Raw genomic sequence first — 17,385 nt, 5'->3', positions numbered from 1 at the left:
CGACGTGCTCTACGCCAAATACGAGGACGACGCTGCGCCCCAGGCGGCCGTGCCGGCGCCGGTGGAGCCGAACTGGTGGCGTCGTGGGTGCATGACCACCCGAGGAGGCAGGACGTTCGTTGTGATGACGGACATGCAGAGCAACGTCCGCGTGATCCCGGCCAGCTACCTGACTGATCCGCAGAAGTGCATGTTCCCGGCGGACAAGGGGCGTTTCATCTCTGTGACTGCGATGCTGCCAGTCGGGGCCGCCATCCCGTCCATGGCCACAATGGTTCGACCCACTCGGCTCATCGGCGAGGTTGAAGTCTCCCCTGGGGTGATTAACGACAACTGGGTGTTTATTGACGACTCTCCACAGGGGAACCAGATCTGGGAAGACGAGGCGCATCCCGTTCCCGACTCGGGCATCCCGTCGGTGCCCGGGTTCTCTCGAGATCGTCAGTTCCAGAAACACGACTATGTGTGGGTGTTCAACAGCACGGGCACGAAGATGGCGGCGATCATCGACATCGACGCCAACAACAACCACAGCGATCTGACGATCCCGGATGTTACGGTCTCAGACAAGCAGTTCGGGACGACGCCGGCAAGCACGCCGCTGCGCAGGATCGCCCAGTGTGGAGCCAACGTGCATGTCCCGGTCGGGACGCAGACTGCGTTTGCCGGGAAACTCTCAGAATGGGGCGGGGTGTCCGGCGCGAAGATCTACAAGCGCGCCCTGGTCGAGCTCGACATCAACATCAACATCACCGGACCCGACGAGGACGACTTCGAGGCATCGACGACCATCACAAGGTTCGACGGGCCGAAGTGGTTCACGAATGTCGACTATGCGTTCCGGGATGAGCGGCTCGTGGACAAGGGCGTTGAGCTCGACGATCTCATCACGTCAGAGCTCGTGCTCTACACCGACAAGGAGCCCCCGTACTTCTCCAAGACGTACAGCATGTCCTACACCGGCAGCCCTTCGAGCATCACGCAGGCTCAGAGCGAGCGGGCTCAGTACGCTTTTCGCATCGTCAAGAACACCAGGACGGACACCACCCTGTATCGGTTTTGCTTGATGAAGAACATGGCAATGGCGTTCCACGGCGAGTACGTGAAAGCCCCGCTGCAGATCCAAGACCAGTTCCCGGGCCACGAGTCTCTGATGTACGGGCCCTACGGCACGCTCCAGGATTGGTATCCCCCTCTGCCGACCCGACCGCCATATGTGTTCTGGCGCTACCGCAGGATCCGGGCGCAGGTGTTTGGCGAACCGAACCCCGAATGGACCGGCTTGGACGTCGAGGATCTGCGTTCTCTGTCGTGGGTGTTCGCCGGTCGCTACGTGGGTGACGCTGGGGATGAGCTGGGTGCGTATCGCATCGTCTTCGGGCAGGAGGTGCAGGCTGACGCGAACGTGAAGGGGTTGGTAACCACGCCGATTTCCGAAGCCGAGATGGCAAACACGCTGCTCCCGGCCACGTTCACCGCGCCGATGAAGATCAGCATGCTGTTCGGCCCCTTCCTCTCCCTCCCGGCGACCGACATCAGCACGGCGTTCTCTCTTGGGCTGCACCGGGAGGCTCAGAAGCTGACCAGGCACCGGGCGCAGAGCCTGACCACAGAAGCTGGGAAGTACGCCTCTCACCCGGACGGGCACTTTGCACACGTCACGGTGCAATCGGTGCGGTCCGGCCCGACGAGAATGTTCGACGACATTCGATACCGGAAAGTCCTCAAGGACAACCTCGGGGAAGAGCAGGTCGTGCTCTCTCACATGGCAGCGTTCCAGAAGGCGTGGGGCACCAAATACACCCAGGCCGAATTCACAACGAACCTCTACGACAACATCGCAGACGACGCCGCCCAGATGCCTGTGCTGATGAGGCTCGGCATCTGGTGGAACATCAAACTCAAGCCGGGGAAGTCCGTACTGAGCGTCGAGCTGAACCCCAGATTCGAGGAAACACCATGACCATCCTGCGTCGCATCGGATCCATGACTCTCATCCCCGGAACACCCGGGAAGCCGGCAACGCCGGGATACAGCAAGCTCGTTGAAGTACCGGACCCGCCCAGCCCCACAACACTGACGTTCGGCGGCTTCGGCAACTACGGCGTCGGCATACCCGTGAGTACCGTGTTCGGCAAACAAGGCACCGTGGTCATGCAAGGTAGCCCGAACACGGAGGGCGGGAACTCATACCCGCCGCTCCCCGGCGCACAGCAGGTGCAGAGCTACAACGGAACGAAAGGTGAATACGCCGTCATCACTGGCGCTGACGGCTCAATCAAGGTGGTGCGGCTATGATCATCGAAGTCTATTTCCCCGGCACCCCTGCGGTGCCAGGCACCCCGGCTCGCTATCTCGAGCTCAACGGTCCTAGCTGGTCGTCCGGCTCGGTGAGCATTCCGCTCACGCCGGGGGATGGCGGCTACAAGTTCCAGATCCCCGCTTCGGTCGTTGGTGTCTTCGTCGGCCTGGCCACCGGCTACCCGGGCACGGGCTACTTCGGCATCCAGCACGCGCTCTACTTCAGCAGAGGCGTGGTCGATGTCTACGAGAGCGGTCAGAGGCTCGCCACTCTCGGCAGCTACGTCTCGAGCGACGAGTTCACCCTCATCCGTCAGGCCGGCCGGGTGTGGTTCCTGCGCAACGGCGTCAAGGAGTTCGACCGGCCGAGTCGCCTGTCGGGCACGTTCCGTCTTGCATCCACCCAGTACCTGACCGGCGACAAGGTCGTCGATGCGGAGGTGGTAGGCGTCGGGGCGATCCCGACCAGCGGGGAAGGCGTAGCTCTGCTCCGGCCGCTCGCCGCCTACGCCTTCGAAACCGCCCCGGCGAACTGGGGCGTGGCCGAGCTGGCGCCGCTGACCGGGACGGCGTCGGTGGATGGCCACGGCTGGGGCACGGCCAGCCTCGGGGGTCTCATGGCATGGGGCTCGGATCGCCTGATCGCCGATGGGCGCGCGAGGCTGCCGCCGCTGACCGCCCAGGGGGAGTCCGGCCTCATCGCTCCGGGCTTCGCCACCGGATCCTCGGTCGTCGGTCCGGTGCAGCAAATCGGCCGGATGATCCCCGGCGGGATCGGCGCCGGCCTGATTACCACCAAGCTCCTGGCCCTCGGCTCGGACCGCCCCATTGCGCAGGCCTACAACGAGCTGGCGCCGCTGTTCGCATGGGGCGCAGAGGGTGTCGCGCTGCGGGGCGGGGCGATTATCTACAGGGGCGGATACCAGATTTCCGGATTTGGGCGCCAACTGCCGCGCAGTGGCGGCAGCCTGGTCGGCCCGCGCGGCGTGGTGTCGGGCTACGGAGGCGCCGTCGGCCGCATAACCGGCCCTCGGTCGATCATCTCCGCATCGATCACCATCCCGGTAGTGGCGCGCGGTGCGATTGTCGGGCCGGCTGCTCAGGTCGAGGGCGCCGCGACGGCCTCCGAAACCGCACGCAGCGCTATCGAGTGGGAGAGCGGCTACGCGGTCTCCGGCTACGGGGGCGCTGTCGGACGGATGGTTTCAGGCACCTACGCCATAAGCGGGCATGCCGTGCTGGTGGAGCGTGCCGCCGGCGCTATCCAGGGCCCCGGCTATTACGTGATCCAGGGTCGGGCCACCGTGGGTATTGTGGCGCGCGGCGCGATTGTCGGCCCGGGCTTGGTTGCGGTGCCGGTGGCGCGCGGCGCGATAGTCGGCCCAAGCGCAGTCGTGCAGGGCGTGGCCCATCTGGACGTGCCGATCGAGTACGAAGCCTACTCGGTCAACTTGGCCACCGGTGCCGTCTCCCGCTACACCGAGTTCCCCTTCGATCAGATCCTGCGCTTCGGCAACAAGCACTTCGGCGTGCGACCGGACGGGATCTACGAGCTGACGGGGGGCACCGACAATGGCAACCCCATCCTGGCCTCCGCCGTCACGTTCCCGACGATGTTCCGGACGTCCAACCTGAAGCGCGTCCCTTACGTCTACCTGGTCGGCCGCACCGAAGGCACCCTCGAGGTGGGTGTGCGGGCCGACGAGGGGCCCGAGTACACATTCCCCACGGGGCAGGCCCCGAGAGCTGGAGTTCAAGCGGTGCGGGCGAAGGTGGCACAGGGCATCCGGGGCAATGCTTTTGCATTCCGGATCACGAACCCCGGCGGGGAAGATTTTGAGATCGAGCGCGCTGAGGCGCTGGTCGACGTGACGACAAGGACCTACTGACATGGCAACCGACGTACAAGGCATCATCTCCTCGGCGCAGGACACTGCAAAGGAGCTGGCGGACCAGGCCGGAGACCTCACCCGCAAGGCGCAGCTGGCATTCGACACCCGCTACGAGATCGGCCCGGTCAATCTCACCCTGGCGCTTACCGACGTCGACTTCAACCTCGGCGCGGTCCCGCAGTACCAAGGCTCCGCATTCGTCGAGCCGGAGTCCCCTGGCGCGGCGCCGTCTCTGCGCGAGGTGCCGGAGCTGATTCTGCCGGCGCTGCCAGTCAACACGGCGCAGAAGCCGGTCATCCGCACGCCACAGACCCCGAGCCAGCTGGCTCAGTTCAACAAGCAGGCGCCCACGCTGTCGGGTATCTCTGTTCCGGCCGCTCCAGCTGCCCTTCAGAATCTGGCGCTGCTCACCCCGCCCACGCTGACCGACATCACCGTGCCGGGCGCCCCCATCGTCCAGATCCCGGAGTTCGACGCTGTCCGCCCGGACACCTCGCTCCAGGAGCCGGGCAACCTGGAGGCCCAGTTCCGGCAGGACTTCCGCGACCAGGCCGGCAGCATGGCCCGGGTGCTGGAAGGCGAGCTCGACGCCTACCTGGCCAAGATCAACCCGCAGTTCCACAGCCAGATGGCCGCCATTGAAGACCGGCTGGCCCGCTACCTGGCCGGCGGCACCGGCTTCACGCCAGCCGTCGAGAACGCGATCTGGAACCGGGCCAACGACAAGATCGACGGTGAGTTCCGCCGGGCCCGGGATGCCGCCTATGACGACGCGGCCCGCCGGGGCTTCACGCTGCCCACCGGTGCGCTCCACTCCACGCTGATGCAGTCCCGCCAGGCGGCCGCCGACGCCAGCGCTCGGGCGGCCATGGACATCGCGATCAAGCAGGCGGAGCTCGAACAGGCCAACCTGCAGTTCGCCGTCACCCAGTCGGCCAGCCTGCGACAGGTGGCGCTCCAGGCGACCCAGTCGTGGGCGGGCAACCTGGTGCAGATCAACGGCCAGGCCTTGGAGTTTGCGAAGGGTGTGCTGCAGGCCGCCATCGAGCTGTACGAGATCCGGGCCAAGACGGTGCAGATCCGGGTGCAGCTCTACCAGGCCGAGGCGGAGGTCTACCAGCACCGCCTCAAGGCCGCCCTGGCCGTCTATGACGCCTACCAGGCGCACATTGAAGGTCTCAAGGCCCAGGTAGGCGTGGATGCCGCCCGGGTGCAAGCCTTCCAGGCGCAGGCCGACGGCTACGCAGCCCTCGCCAACGCCTACAAGGCGGTCATCGACGGGCTGGCCACGCGGGCCCAGATCGAGAAGCTCAAGGTGGATGCCTTCGGCGCCGAGGTGAATGCCTTCCAGGCGCAGGTGCAGGCCAAGACGGCGGAGTGGCAGGGCTTCCGGGCGCAGCTCGAAGGCGAGACCATCCGCATCGACGCCTACGGCAAGGAGGTCCAGGCCTACGGGCAGGAGGTGGACGCCTACAAGGCTCAGGTGCAGGCCCAGTCCACTGCCATCCAGGCCGCCTCCACGGCCAACGAGGCGGCGGCGCGCACCTACCAGGCGGCGGTCAGCGCCTACAGCGCGCTTGTGCAGGGCCGAAGCAGCGTCGTCGAGGCCGAGATCAAGTCCTTCGAAAGCACCCTGCGTGGCTGGACCGCCGGCGTGCAAGCGAAGGAGTCGGAGGCTCGCGTCAAGATCGCCAACAACCAGGCGAATGCCCAAGCGACCATCTCGGCCTACCAGCAGAACTCCCACATCGTGCTGGCGAACATGGACATGAACTACAAGCGGATGAACGACATGTCCCGCGTGGGGGTGGCCGGCGCCGAGGTGTTCGGGAAGATGGCAAGCAGCGCGTTGTCGGGAATGAATGCGCTGGCTGCCTCTGTAGAGAACCAAACGGTATGAGCAGCGGTATACTGAGGACATGATTCTTCGCGCTGCAGTCCTATTGCTGTTCGCTCCGGCGGTAGCTGCCGGCAGCTTTGAGACGTGTGCTCTGGATACCCTGCCGGGGATTCAGAACGACGTAGCGGCTGCGGCGGCGATTCAACTGTGCATCGAGCGCCACGGCGCGAAGATTTACAGCGGCGTCCAGGGGGCTGGAAGGGGGGTATTCTCCCGGTACTCGTCGAGCTCTGAGTGCATTCTTCACAAGTCGAAGTCAACGCAAAGCAGCCGGGCGGTTTGGGTAATCGCGGGTGCGTGTAGGTGGCTGTATGACAAGCCTGCCGCCCCCGTGCCTGAAAACTAGCCTGAACAAACCCGGTCGGTAGAGCAGCATCTCGGTGTTTTATTGGGGAAAAAGGGGAGCAATACTCCCGTTGACGAGGTTGCGCAGTTCCGCCTAGAGTGCATGGGCCGCTGAGACAACAGCGGTACAGGTCTGGCGACCTGGGCACAATCAGGCGGACAGCCGCCCCGAAAGCGGCTTTTTCACGTCCGTAGCATGGTCACGCTCAATGGGCGGGCCGTGTGGGAGGGCTTCGGCCCTGCCGGTCCTGATTCCGGTTCGCCAGCCTGCACGGTCCCGCTCACCCCATCTGGCGATGGGAAGCGGGTTTCCTACCTAATCAGGAGCCCCACCATGCTTGCGACCACTCGCGCACCTGCACTCGCATTTCGCGACACCACGTTCAACCCTGTCTCCCGTAATGGCCAAATCTGGCTAACCGCAGCCGAGCTTGCCGGCGCCCTCGGTTACGCTCGAACAGACCTCGTAACCCGTGTCTATGAACGTAATGCGGAGGAGTTTTCCGCCTCCATGACCTTGACCGTCAAATTGACGGTCAAGGGCTTCGGCAGCGGCAACAGCGAGAAGGAGGTCCGCATCTTCTCCCTCCGAGGCGCGCACCTCGTCGCCATGTTTGCCCGCACGCCGGTCGCTGCAGAGTTCCGGCGCTGGGTGCTCGACATCCTTGACCGCGAAGTCGGCGCGCCGGTGCAAGCCCCAACACCCAAGCCTACCCCGCCAGGCGTTTCCCGGGCGGATGTGCAGCGCCTTCGCAAGCAGCTCCGGGAGATTGCCACCGCGATAGCGCCCGAGCGGGTGTCGCGCTTCGTGACCGATGCCGAACATCGCATCTTGATTGACTGCGGCCTCCGGGGTTGGAGCGAAGGTGGCCCGGCAGAGTTGCTGTACGCACGGAGCTTCGTCAACGACTTGCGCAACAAGGCCATCGACATGAAGACCGATCAGCAGGCGCTGCAGTATCGGTACTGGCTGTGGTTCTTCCAGCCGGGGCGCTTGACGCTGCCAGACGCGGGAACGCTGCCGCCGGTGGTGATTGACGCCGGCTCTTGGTTCCCGCGTCCGCTGTAACCTGCTGGCTGGCGGGGCTGCGGTAGCGTCCAGGGGTGATTCACCTGGAGGCTACCATGCCCGACTACCCCAACTCGCAGCGCACGGCCACCGTGGTTGACCTGCCCTACCAAGACTCAGGACGCGTAGGCGCCGGCACCATCGGAGGCCCCGCTTTTGCTAACTTGGCGCCGCAGCCCGCTCCGGTAACCGTCGGCAGCCCGGGAGCTGCCTACAAGGGTGTTTTGGAATATCTCCTGCCTAACTTCGACGCCCGAGCGGAGGATATTCGGGCCAAGAATCGGGAGGGCCTGGTGGCCGAGCCGGCCGCCACCCCTACGCCCTCCGCAACCCCGCCGGCTACTGCCGTCGCACCCAAGCCTGTCGCAGGGGCAGAGAAAGCCCCTGCCCGAACCCCTGACTTCACGACCAAGGATACCAGCGCCCCTGCGATCAAGCGCATTGACCAGAAGGGACAGGCGCCGCTGTTCACCAACCTGGAGCCCGCTGCTGCCGTGGCGGAGATGAAGGGCAACCCCCTGGGCATCGTGCCGGCCGGCGTGAACCCGTTTGGGGGCGGGGGCTCGGGGGCGGTGTCCGCGGCACTGCAGGCGGCGGCAGAGCGGGGCGACTGGGCGGCAATCCAGAACCACTACCAGAAGGGTGGCGGCACTTGGCTCGGTGAGAAAGCGGGCGACGGTGCGCGCTCGACACTGCTGGCGTCGTTGGCCACGCCGGCAGAAGGGCGGTCCCGGCTCTCCAAGAATCAGGCGTCTCTCCTCTCGAGTTTCCTGACCGGGGAGGCTACGGCGCAGGCAACGCGCGCGCAGACCGGGGCGCAGGCGGCTCTGACCCAGGCGCAGGCGGATCAGCTCACCACGCAGCAAGGCCTCTTCCAGGCCTACGCGGACGCCAAGGACCCCGCCGCGCAGGCAGAGATTGCCCGCAAGATCCTGGTCATGCAGGGGAAGGACCCGCGCGGAGACGTTGAGCTCCAGAAAAGCCGGACCGCGCTGCTGGGCGAGCTGTTCAAGGCCTATAGCGCATCATCCAGTCCGCCGGCGGGTGCCGATGGCAAGCCGATGCCCATCGACGAATACGTGCGCAAGGGGCTGGAGCTGGCCGGCGCAGGGCCGGGGCGGTCCGCCGGGTCCGCCCCGGCTGGCGCTGACGCGATCCGGGCCCAGTATCAGGCCGGCACGATCAGCCGAGAACAGGCCACTGCGGCGCTGAAGAAACTGGGGATGCAGTGATGCGGGCGGATGAGTTTCTGGACAGCACCCCCGGCATGCGGGCGGATGAGTTCCTGGGGCCGGAACCGGCTGCGAAGCCGACTTCCCTGCTGCGACGCCTGGGGGATGTTCCGATCTCGCTGGCCAAGGGCATCGTCGGAGCGGGGGAAGCGGCTGTCGGCTTGGCAGATCTGGCGTCTGGGGGAAAGGCAGGCAAAGCGCTGAATGAGCTGACGGGCTACGACCCCAAGGCCACGAAGCAGTTCTTCGACGAGGGCTATTCCGCAGCGCAGCAAGAGGCCAACCGCAAGGTCGCGGACGCGGAAGGATTCGGGGGCACGCTGGGCGCCATGCTCGAGAACCCCAGCACGATCGGCCACACAGTAGTGGAGTCGTTGCCGAGTACCCTGGGCGGGGCCGCATTTGGGCGTGCTCTGCTCCCCAAGGGGGGCGCCATCGCGAAGGCCATGCTGGGCGAGGGGGCCATCGGTGCGGGCTCCCTTGCGGAGGGAATTCGACAGGAGACCGCTGACCAGGAGCTCACGGCGCTGCAGTCTGGTGCCGCTGCGCTGGGCGGCATCGGCACGGGCCTGCTCGGAGGCTTGGGGGGTGCCATCGGCCGGCGTCTCGGGGTGGACGACCTGGACGTCGCACTGGCGCGCGGTTCGCTGGGCACCAGTACGAAGGGCTTGCCGCGCCGGGTGGTGGAAGGGGCGCTGTCGGAAGGCATCCTGGAAGAACTCCCGCAGTCCATGCAGGAGCAGGCATGGCAGAATGTGGCCCTCGACAAGCCGCTGCTGGAAGGCGTCCCGGAGGCGGGTGCTCAAGGGATGCTGGCGGGCATTGCAATGGGGGGTGGCTTCAACGCCATCAGCGGTAAGCCGACGCCCCCGCCTGCGCCGGCGCCAGCCCCCACGAATGCCGAGATGGATGCGGCCAATCTGGAGTTGCGAGGCGCTGCGGACCAATACCTGGAAGGGGGCGTCGCAGGTTTGTTGCCGGATCGCGGCATCCCGATGCCTCCTCCCCCTCCCGACGGTACCCTGGCCGCCGCGGCACACGTTGCCGGGCAGGCCCCTGCCGACCTGACGTCCCAGCTCTTGCGCGCGTACGCAACCCCGGAGGACGCCCAGGCCGAGCTGGAGCAACGACCGGATGCTGCTTTCCTGTCCGTGGTGCCGCACCCGCGTGCTCAGTCCGGCTATGCGGTCGTGCGCAAGCCGGCCGGTGAGATTGCGCAGATCCAGCAGGCACAGCAGGAGCAGGCCCAAGCCCAGCAGGCGAATCAGGCGGCACAAGTGCGGCAGGAGCAGGTCGCGCAGGAAGAGGAGGCTTCTGCCCGCGATCAGGCCGCGTTCAAGACGGTCGTCGAGCTGAACCGCAATGCTGCCGCTCTCGAGAAGTCCATCGGCGAAAGCACGCCACCCGCCGAAGCGGCGGCCATCCGGGGGCAGGCTGCTGAGATGCGAGCCGAGGCGGAGCGCATCCACCAGGCCAGCAAGGTCGAGCGCCAGTCGCGGGCGGCTCCGGATCCTGTGGCTGTGAACCAGGCTGCTGTTGCTGACGCTGCCCAGGACGAGGTGGCCCCTGCGGCAGTACAGCCGGTGGCCACGATGCCGGCGGCGCAGGTAGCTGCAGCACGCAGGCTGGAGCAGGAGCAGGCCCAAGCCCAGCAGGCGAACCAGGCGGCACAGGCCCGGCAGGAGCAGGTTGCGCAGGAAGAGGAGGCCTCCGTCGATGCCGCGGCGGCAGCCGCCAACCCGACGCCGACCGATAAGCAGAAGGACGCCGGCAACTACGCGAAGGGGCACATCTCAGTCGGCGGGCTGCAGATCGCTGTGGAAAACCCGGCGGGGACCAGCCGCTCCGGGGTGGAGAGGGGCAAGAAGTGGGTCACGAAGATGAAGGCCCACTACGGCTACGTGAAGCGCACGAAGGGTGCGGACGGCGATCAAGTCGACGTCTACGTGAAGCCGGGGACCTCGACGAACCATGGCGGGCCTGTTTTCGTCGTCGACCAGTACGACCCAGGCACGGGGTCTTTTGACGAGCACAAAGTTCTGGTGGGCTACGGAAGCCAGGCGGAGGCGGCGAAAGCCTACGATGCGCACTTCGGGGACAAGACCGGTCCGAAGCGGCGCGGGGCCGTCACGCAAATGACTCTGCCGGTGTTTAAGCAGTGGCTGTCGAAGTCAGACACGACCCGTCCGGCGTCGTCCACGAAGTTCGGCGACCAGCCGGCAGTCGAAGCGGAAGCCGCGCAGGAGGAAATCCGGGCGTCAGGAGGCCGGCTGTCGACCAAACGCGGCGACCCGGACGCGCGCCTCCGGCAGAAGGCCGAGGAGTCCAACGCCCGCAAGAAGCAGCGGGCCGATGCGCCCGAGCTCCGCACGAAGGCTGAGCACGAAGCCACGGTTAACCAGCTGGTCGGGGTCCGCGACGCCTCGGTAGTGACCGAGATGCCGGGTGCCGACAAAGCGGCAGCGGGGGAGGTATCCAAGCAGAGCGCCGACTTCATCCGGCAGGTGGCCCGCCTCTTCAAAAAGAAGGTGGTTTTCTACCGGTCTGCCTCGGGCAAGGCTGCTGATGGTGCGTGGCGTACCGACGGCGACGTCATCTACTTGAACGTCTCGAGCTCCGTGGCCCAGCTTCGCGTGCTCGGCCACGAGCTTGTCCACGCCATGCGTGTCCAGGCGCCGGAGGCTTTCGAGGCGATGCGCAAGGCCCTGGCCAACCTGCTCACCGACGAGCAGCTGGCGGCCCAGCACAAGGACTACTTCGGTACCGAGCTGGCCCAGGACCTCGACAAGCCGGCGAAGGGGACGAATGGGCAGACCCTTCGCGACTTCCTGGCCGAGGAGTGGATGGCGGACCTTGCCGGCAACCGATTCGCCGAGGCTTCGTTCTGGTCCCAGGTCTTCTCGGAGATCGAGAGTGCCCAGGGAACCGAGGCAGCCCAAGGCATTGTGGCTCGGCTCCGGATGGCGATCAGCAACGCCATCAACCAGCTGCTCCAGGTGATCAAGGGCAACACCTTTGGCGCCGACAGCCGACTGGAAGGGCAGCTGGAGCAAGTCCGTGCCGCCGTGAAGGATGGCTTCGTGGCCTACGCCAAGGCGGCCCGGGCCGGCAGCCTGTTGCAACAATCCGAGGGGCGTATTGGGCAGGTTAGCTGGGAGGCCATGCCTGGTAAGACATCGGGCGTGCTCCCGGGGATCTTTGGCGCCTCTCAGGAGGAGCAGGCGGAATACCTGGCGGCTATCGACAAGGCGCTCCAGGACGAGGGTGGGCAAGACCTGATCGCTCAGGAGATCGGCTTGCCGGTGCAGGGCACTGCCTTTGGCCCGTCGGCCTGGCAGATGAACGTCGGCGCGGGGGCACAGACCGAGGTCCAAATCCAGGTGTCGGACGGTGCGCTGCCGGCCGAGGTGCGTGAACGGCTGAACACCTACTCGGCGATCCGGGGGTATGTACTCGCCCAAGAGGCAGTGGTGTGGCACTATCCGATCTTCGATGCCGTAGTTGAGAATGCCAACGGAGTTCAGCTGGACTTCGGACGGGATCCCACTCACGACGAGGTTGCGAAGCTCTACCAGAGCATCTTCGAAGTGAGCGGGCGGGACGACTGGGCTCCTGCCTACGTCCCGGGCGTAGGCGTGCGGGTCCTGAACTTCAGTGATGTCCCGAACCCCGAGTTCCACGCCCAGATCCGTGAGGCGGCTGCGCGCATTGGCATCGACCTCCGCGGCCGCACGTTCCGCTCGGAGGGCGACTACATCGGCAACGACTGGGAAGCACACCCGGACGGCGCACAGTACAAGGAGGCTATCCATGCCGGTAATCAGCTGGGACCACGCGGGTCCGAACGACCCGATCTACAAGAGTGGGTTGAAAGTGAGCTCCGTCCCCGGGTCGAGCGGGTTAACCAAGACTTCGCCGACCGCTACGGATGGGGCAAAGTCCGCTTCAGCCGCCGCCGACGAAGCGAAGCCCGCCGACAAGCAGCCCCTCAAGTAGCAGCTGCACCCCGCCAGGTGCAAGGCTTGGCGGTGATTTTCGAAGGCCTCGATGCCCGAGGCCTGAAACGCATTCGCGCAAACGAATCCCTCGAAACGCACCCCAGGGCGGACCAGATCCGGTACGTCCAGGAAAATATCCTCGACATCCTCGACACCCTGGAGTCCTCCGGGGTGGTGGCCATCAACTGCTGAAGGACTCCCCATGCCGATCAAGAACCTGCTCACGAAGCCCATCGAGACGATGCTGGCTCAAGCCGCTGCCGCAGAGCTCTACGCGGCGCACCTCTACCAGCACATCGGGAACCAGATGCAGTTCCAAGGCTGGTTCGGAGCCCAGAAGTTCTTCCTCGCGGAGTCCTCCTCGGAGCGGGGGCACTACCAGCGCCTCGTCGATTTTGCGAACCAGCGCGGCAGCTGGCTGCCGGTACCCGCCGTGCCGGCTATCGACGAAACTGTCGGCTCTCTGGGGGATGCGCTCCAGGTTGCGTACGACACGGAGGTGCAGCTGGGCCAGGACTACGAGGCCTGGCACGAGGAGTGCCGCTGCCCGACCACCCGGCAGTTCCTGCTGTCGTATCTCGAGGAGCAGCGCACATCCGTCGGTGAGATCAGCGATTTGATCTCGCGGCTGGAGCGTTGCGGGACTGATAAGGGAGCAATGCTCACCTTCGACCAGGAGCTCGGCGCATGAGCGACTGCACATATCGGTTCGTCGGCGAGGGCGGAAAGCCTGTGGTTGTGCAGGGTCTCGCGGCGATGAAAGCCTTTCTGGCCGACGGGGGGCTAGAGTTTTTCGGGTTGAAAAGTGAGCAAAGCTCACAATCCATGGTAAAGTTTTCCGGTAAGCTCTCGGCGAAGCGGGCGGCAGAAGCCATCAGGCAGGTGGCACGGGAGACCGCGGAAGACTTCTTCCGCCTGCCGACCAGCTCCGCAACTGACATGCTCGAGATTGCCGGCGAAATCGGGCAAGGGGAGCTACAGGTATTCCCGTCGCCGGAGGTTGACCGCCGGGCTACGAAAGCCTGGACACTTCGAGTGCAAGGGGAGAAGGGCGGCCGTCGCTACCACCGGGATGCCTACATCCTCGAAAACGACTACGGGATGGTCTGGGTCAACGTGGGCGCCCTGGAGACTGGCGACCAAGGCGGTCGGGTCTATCAGATTGCAGGGACCTACGCCCACAACAACGGGCTCCGGCTCATCGGAGACCCGGATGGAATCACCGAGGCCGGCAAGCGCCGACGCCTCGAGAACATGATCAGTCTGGCCCTGAAGTACGGCAACACCAAGTTTCTCGCACCGCACGATGCAATGCGGGGCTGGAACCGTTTGGTGTGGGACTTCAAGAGCGAGGACAACCTGCTGCCGATGCTCCAAGCGAGCTATAACTTCGTCCGCAGGATCTACCCGGAGATCAAAGATGTCGACTTCAGTTTGGATACCGGACGTTTCCGGCGTGCCGGAGCTGACCTTGGAAGAGACGATTTCGAGGGCATGGCAGGTGAACTCCGAGGGCGCCTCGGTGCTGACGCCACAGGAGCGCCGGGCAGTGGAACTCTTCGTCTCGCGGCACTATACCGGTCCCTGGTTCAGGAAGAAGATCCTGAAGGGCGGGTGGGAGTACTGCTTGCGGATGGTGAGGGTCGGACCGAACTCGTACGGTCTCTGACCGAGGTTCGGTACAGCCGGCGCCGCACCATCGCCGACCTGTCCCCGGGTCAAGAAGCCGCCGCCGACCGAGTGCTGGGCGCCCCCAAGACCTTCGCCGACCGCTGGCAGGCCCGGACGGCTACATCGATCACCGCCGCATGGGAGGCCCCTGAGCCCTCCAAGCTCTTCGGCGGCCGGATTGACAAGGACTCCCTGATCTACACCCTGCAGAACAAGCAGATCGACATGAAGCGGGTGGTGGACGCCATCACCGCGAAGATCGGCCAGATCGCCGACGCCTGGAATCCGTACCTGCAGGAAGAGCTCTTCCACGGCCGCAGCGCCAAGGGGGTGAAGGACTTCCTCACAAAGGAGATGCGCCCCCTCCTGAACCGGATGCGCGAGGGCGGGGTAGGGATGGAGGAGTTCGAGCGCTTCCTCCACGCCCGGCACGCCAAGGAGGCGAACGACCACATCGCCAGGATCAACCCGGACGCCCCGGATCTGCAGGATGGCGGGTCAGGCATGACGAACCAGGAGGCCCGGGACATCATGGCCGCCCTGTCGCCGGAGCGCCGCCAGATGATGGATGCGCTGGCCGCCCATGTCGATGCGATCAACGGGAACACCCGCAAGCTGCTGGTGGAGTCGGGGCTGGAGACGGCCGAAACGGTGAATGCCTGGGAGGCGGCCTACAAGCATTATGTGCCGCTGCAGCGCGAGGATGCGGAAAGCGGCGGCCTCGGCATCAGGCAGGGCTTTTCCGTGCGTGGGTCGGCGGCAAAGCGGCGCACGGGCAGCACCCGGGCAGTGGTGGACATCCTGGCCAACATCGCGATGCAGCGCGAGCGGACCATCGTGCGGGCCGAGAAGAACCGGGTTGCCCAGGCGCTCTATGTCTTGTCGCTCAAGGCCCCGAACCCTGATTTCTGGATGCCGATCAACCCGGACGAGGCCAAGGCCATGAAGCCGGCCGAGCGGCAGAAGATCGCCAGCGAATTGGTGGCGCTGGGGCTGGACCCTGCTGACGCCCAGAACTTCGTGAAGGAGCCGGTGGAGCGCTACGTGAATCCGGCCACCGGCCTGGTGGCGGAGCGGATCAACCCGACGCTGCGCAACCGGGACAACGTGCTGGCCGTGCGGGTCGATGGCAAGGACCGCTTCGTGTTCTTCAACCAGTGGGACGAGCGCGCGCAGCGCATGGCCGGCGCCCTCAAGAATCTGGACGCCGACCAGCTGGGCCGCATGCTTCAGGCGTCGGCAAAGGTCACCCGCTGGTTCGCCGCGGTGAACACCCAGTACAACCCCATCTTCGGTATCGTCAATGCGCTGCGGGATGGTCAGTCGGCCTTGCTGCAGCTCTCGACGACGGCCATCCGGGGTGATGAAGCGAAGGTGCTGGCCGGCGCGGTACCGGCGATGAAGGGCATCTATGCCGCCCTACGTGCCGAGCGGGCCGGGAACGCAGCCCCGGCTGGCGACTGGTCGGCGCTGTGGGAGGACTTCCAGCAGAACGGCGGGCAGACAGGCTTCAGGGATCAGTTCTCGAACAGCCAGGCTCGGGCGGACGCCCTGCGCCGGGAGCTCGACCCCATGGCCTGGGCGGATGGGCCGCTTGCGAAGATCTTCAAGGTGGATGGCGCGCTACGCGTGCCGCTGGGTGTCGCGCAGCAGCAGGCGGCCGGGCTCTTCGGTTGGCTGTCCGACTACAACGACATGATGGAGAACGGCTTCCGCCTGTCGGCCTACAAGGCCGCCCGGGATCGGGGTATGTCGAAGCAGCAGGCGGCGAGCATCGCCAAGAACCTGACGGTGAACTTCAATCGCAAGGGCCAGGTGGCCACCCAGGCTGGCGCCCTGTATGCCTTCTTCAATGCCTCCATGCAGGGCTCCGCCCGGTTGTGGCAGACGCTGAAGGGCCCAGTGGGCCGGAAAATCATTGGCGGTGGGCTGGCGCTGGGCGTGCTGCAGGCCTTGATGCTGGCTGCCGCAGGCTTCGGTGACGATGACCCGCCCGAGTTCGTCCGGGAGCGCTCCATCGTCATCCCGCTGGCGGATGGCAAGTACGCCTCCATCCCGATGCCCCTCGGCTACCACGTGATCCCGAGCTTCAGCCGGATCACGACGGAATGGGCCCTGAGCGGATTCAAGGACACGGCGAAGCGCTTCGGCGACATCCTGGGCCTGCTGGCCGATACCTTCAACCCAATCGGCAATGCCGGGATCTCGGTGCAGACCATCGCCCCCACGGCCGTGGACCCGCTGGTGGCACTGGCCGAGAACCGGGATTACACCAGCAAGCCCATCGCACAGCAGGACTTCAACGGCTTGAGCCCGACCCCGGGCCATACCCGGGCGAAGGACACCGCCAGCGGGCTCAGCAAGGCGATTGCGTACTGGGCCAACCTGGGCAGCGGTGGCACCAACTACAAGCCCGGGTTGGTCTCGCCCACGCCGGACCAGCTTGACTACCTGATCGGCCAGATCACCGGCGGGGTAGGGCGCGAGTACCTGAAGGGCGAGCAGACGGTGTCGAGCCTCTTCTCCGGCGAGGAGCTACCCACCTATAAAATCCCGCTGTTGGGGCGCTTCTATGGCGACACGCAGGGGCAGTCGAGTGAGGGCACTCGGTACTACGCCAACTTGAAAGAGCTCCATCTGCACAAAGCCGAAATCGAAGGGCGGCGGAAAGACGGCGGCGATGTGGCGGAGTATCTGAACGAGAATCCAACGGCCCGGTTTGCCCTGGGTGGGCTGTTGCGGGTAGAAAATGAGGTACGCAAGCTGCGGGAGGCGAAGCGCGACGCCCTCGAGAAAGTGCAGCCCGGCCGGGTGCAGATGATTGATGCGCGCATCACGATGTTGATGAGGCAGTTCAACGAGCGATTGGAGGGGCTGCCGTGACCAGAAGGGCGGCAGAGATGGGGGTGCCACATCCACGGTATAATCCGCCTACGCAGACCCCTGCCCCTTTAAGAGGCGCCCCTCGGTGGACTAA

General features: G+C 65.6%; 9 protein-coding genes. All 9 read left to right on the top strand.

Going from position 1 to position 17,385, the window contains the following annotated elements; translation table 11 throughout:
* Positions 1–1,963 (top strand): hypothetical protein (locus PHI64_RS16925; RefSeq protein WP_299885179.1); only part of this gene is annotated, 1,963 nt, incomplete at its 5' end.
* A complete protein-coding gene (locus PHI64_RS16920) occupies positions 1,960–2,298 on the top strand; it encodes a hypothetical protein (RefSeq protein ID WP_299885177.1) in 339 nt (112 codons plus the stop codon). The genes PHI64_RS16925 and PHI64_RS16920, both read left to right, overlap by 4 nt.
* A complete protein-coding gene (locus PHI64_RS16915) occupies positions 2,295–4,190 on the top strand; it encodes a hypothetical protein (RefSeq protein ID WP_299885174.1) in 1,896 nt (631 codons plus the stop codon). The genes PHI64_RS16920 and PHI64_RS16915 overlap by 4 nt, the downstream gene beginning before the upstream one ends.
* Before the next feature lies 1 nt (position 4,191).
* A complete protein-coding gene (locus PHI64_RS16910; protein ID WP_299885171.1) occupies positions 4,192–6,093 on the top strand; it encodes a hypothetical protein in 1,902 nt (633 codons plus the stop codon).
* 679 nt (positions 6,094–6,772) lie between these two features.
* Entirely contained in the window at positions 6,773–7,507 is a 735-nt protein-coding gene (locus tag PHI64_RS16905; protein WP_299885168.1) for a BRO family protein, read from the top strand.
* A 56-nt stretch (positions 7,508–7,563) separates the two neighbouring features.
* Positions 7,564–8,739 carry a hypothetical protein gene (locus PHI64_RS16900; RefSeq protein ID WP_299885165.1) on the top strand — a complete coding sequence of 392 codons (1,176 nt, stop codon included), beginning with the start codon at positions 7,564–7,566 and terminating at the stop codon, positions 8,737–8,739.
* The gene (locus PHI64_RS16895) at positions 8,739–12,929 is read left to right on the top strand and encodes a hypothetical protein (RefSeq protein WP_299885163.1); all 4,191 of its coding nucleotides are present in this window, start codon (positions 8,739–8,741) and stop codon (positions 12,927–12,929) included. Before PHI64_RS16900 ends, PHI64_RS16895 begins: the two co-directional genes overlap by 1 nt.
* Before the next feature lie 10 nt (positions 12,930–12,939).
* A complete protein-coding gene (locus PHI64_RS16890; RefSeq protein WP_299885160.1) occupies positions 12,940–13,428 on the top strand; it encodes a ferritin-like domain-containing protein in 489 nt (162 codons plus the stop codon).
* Positions 13,429–13,562: 134 nt separating this feature from the next.
* Positions 13,563–17,291 (top strand): LPD38 domain-containing protein, encoded by a 3,729-nt coding sequence (locus PHI64_RS16885; protein WP_299885157.1) that lies wholly within the window; start codon positions 13,563–13,565, stop codon positions 17,289–17,291.
* The last annotated feature ends 94 nt before the right edge of the window (positions 17,292–17,385 follow it).

Origin of the sequence: Zoogloea sp. (assembly GCF_028689785.1) — a bacterium.
Lineage (GTDB): Bacteria > Pseudomonadota > Gammaproteobacteria > Burkholderiales > Rhodocyclaceae > Zoogloea.
Note: the sequence above shows the minus strand (reverse complement) of the source record. Positions and strands in the feature narration are given on the sequence as shown.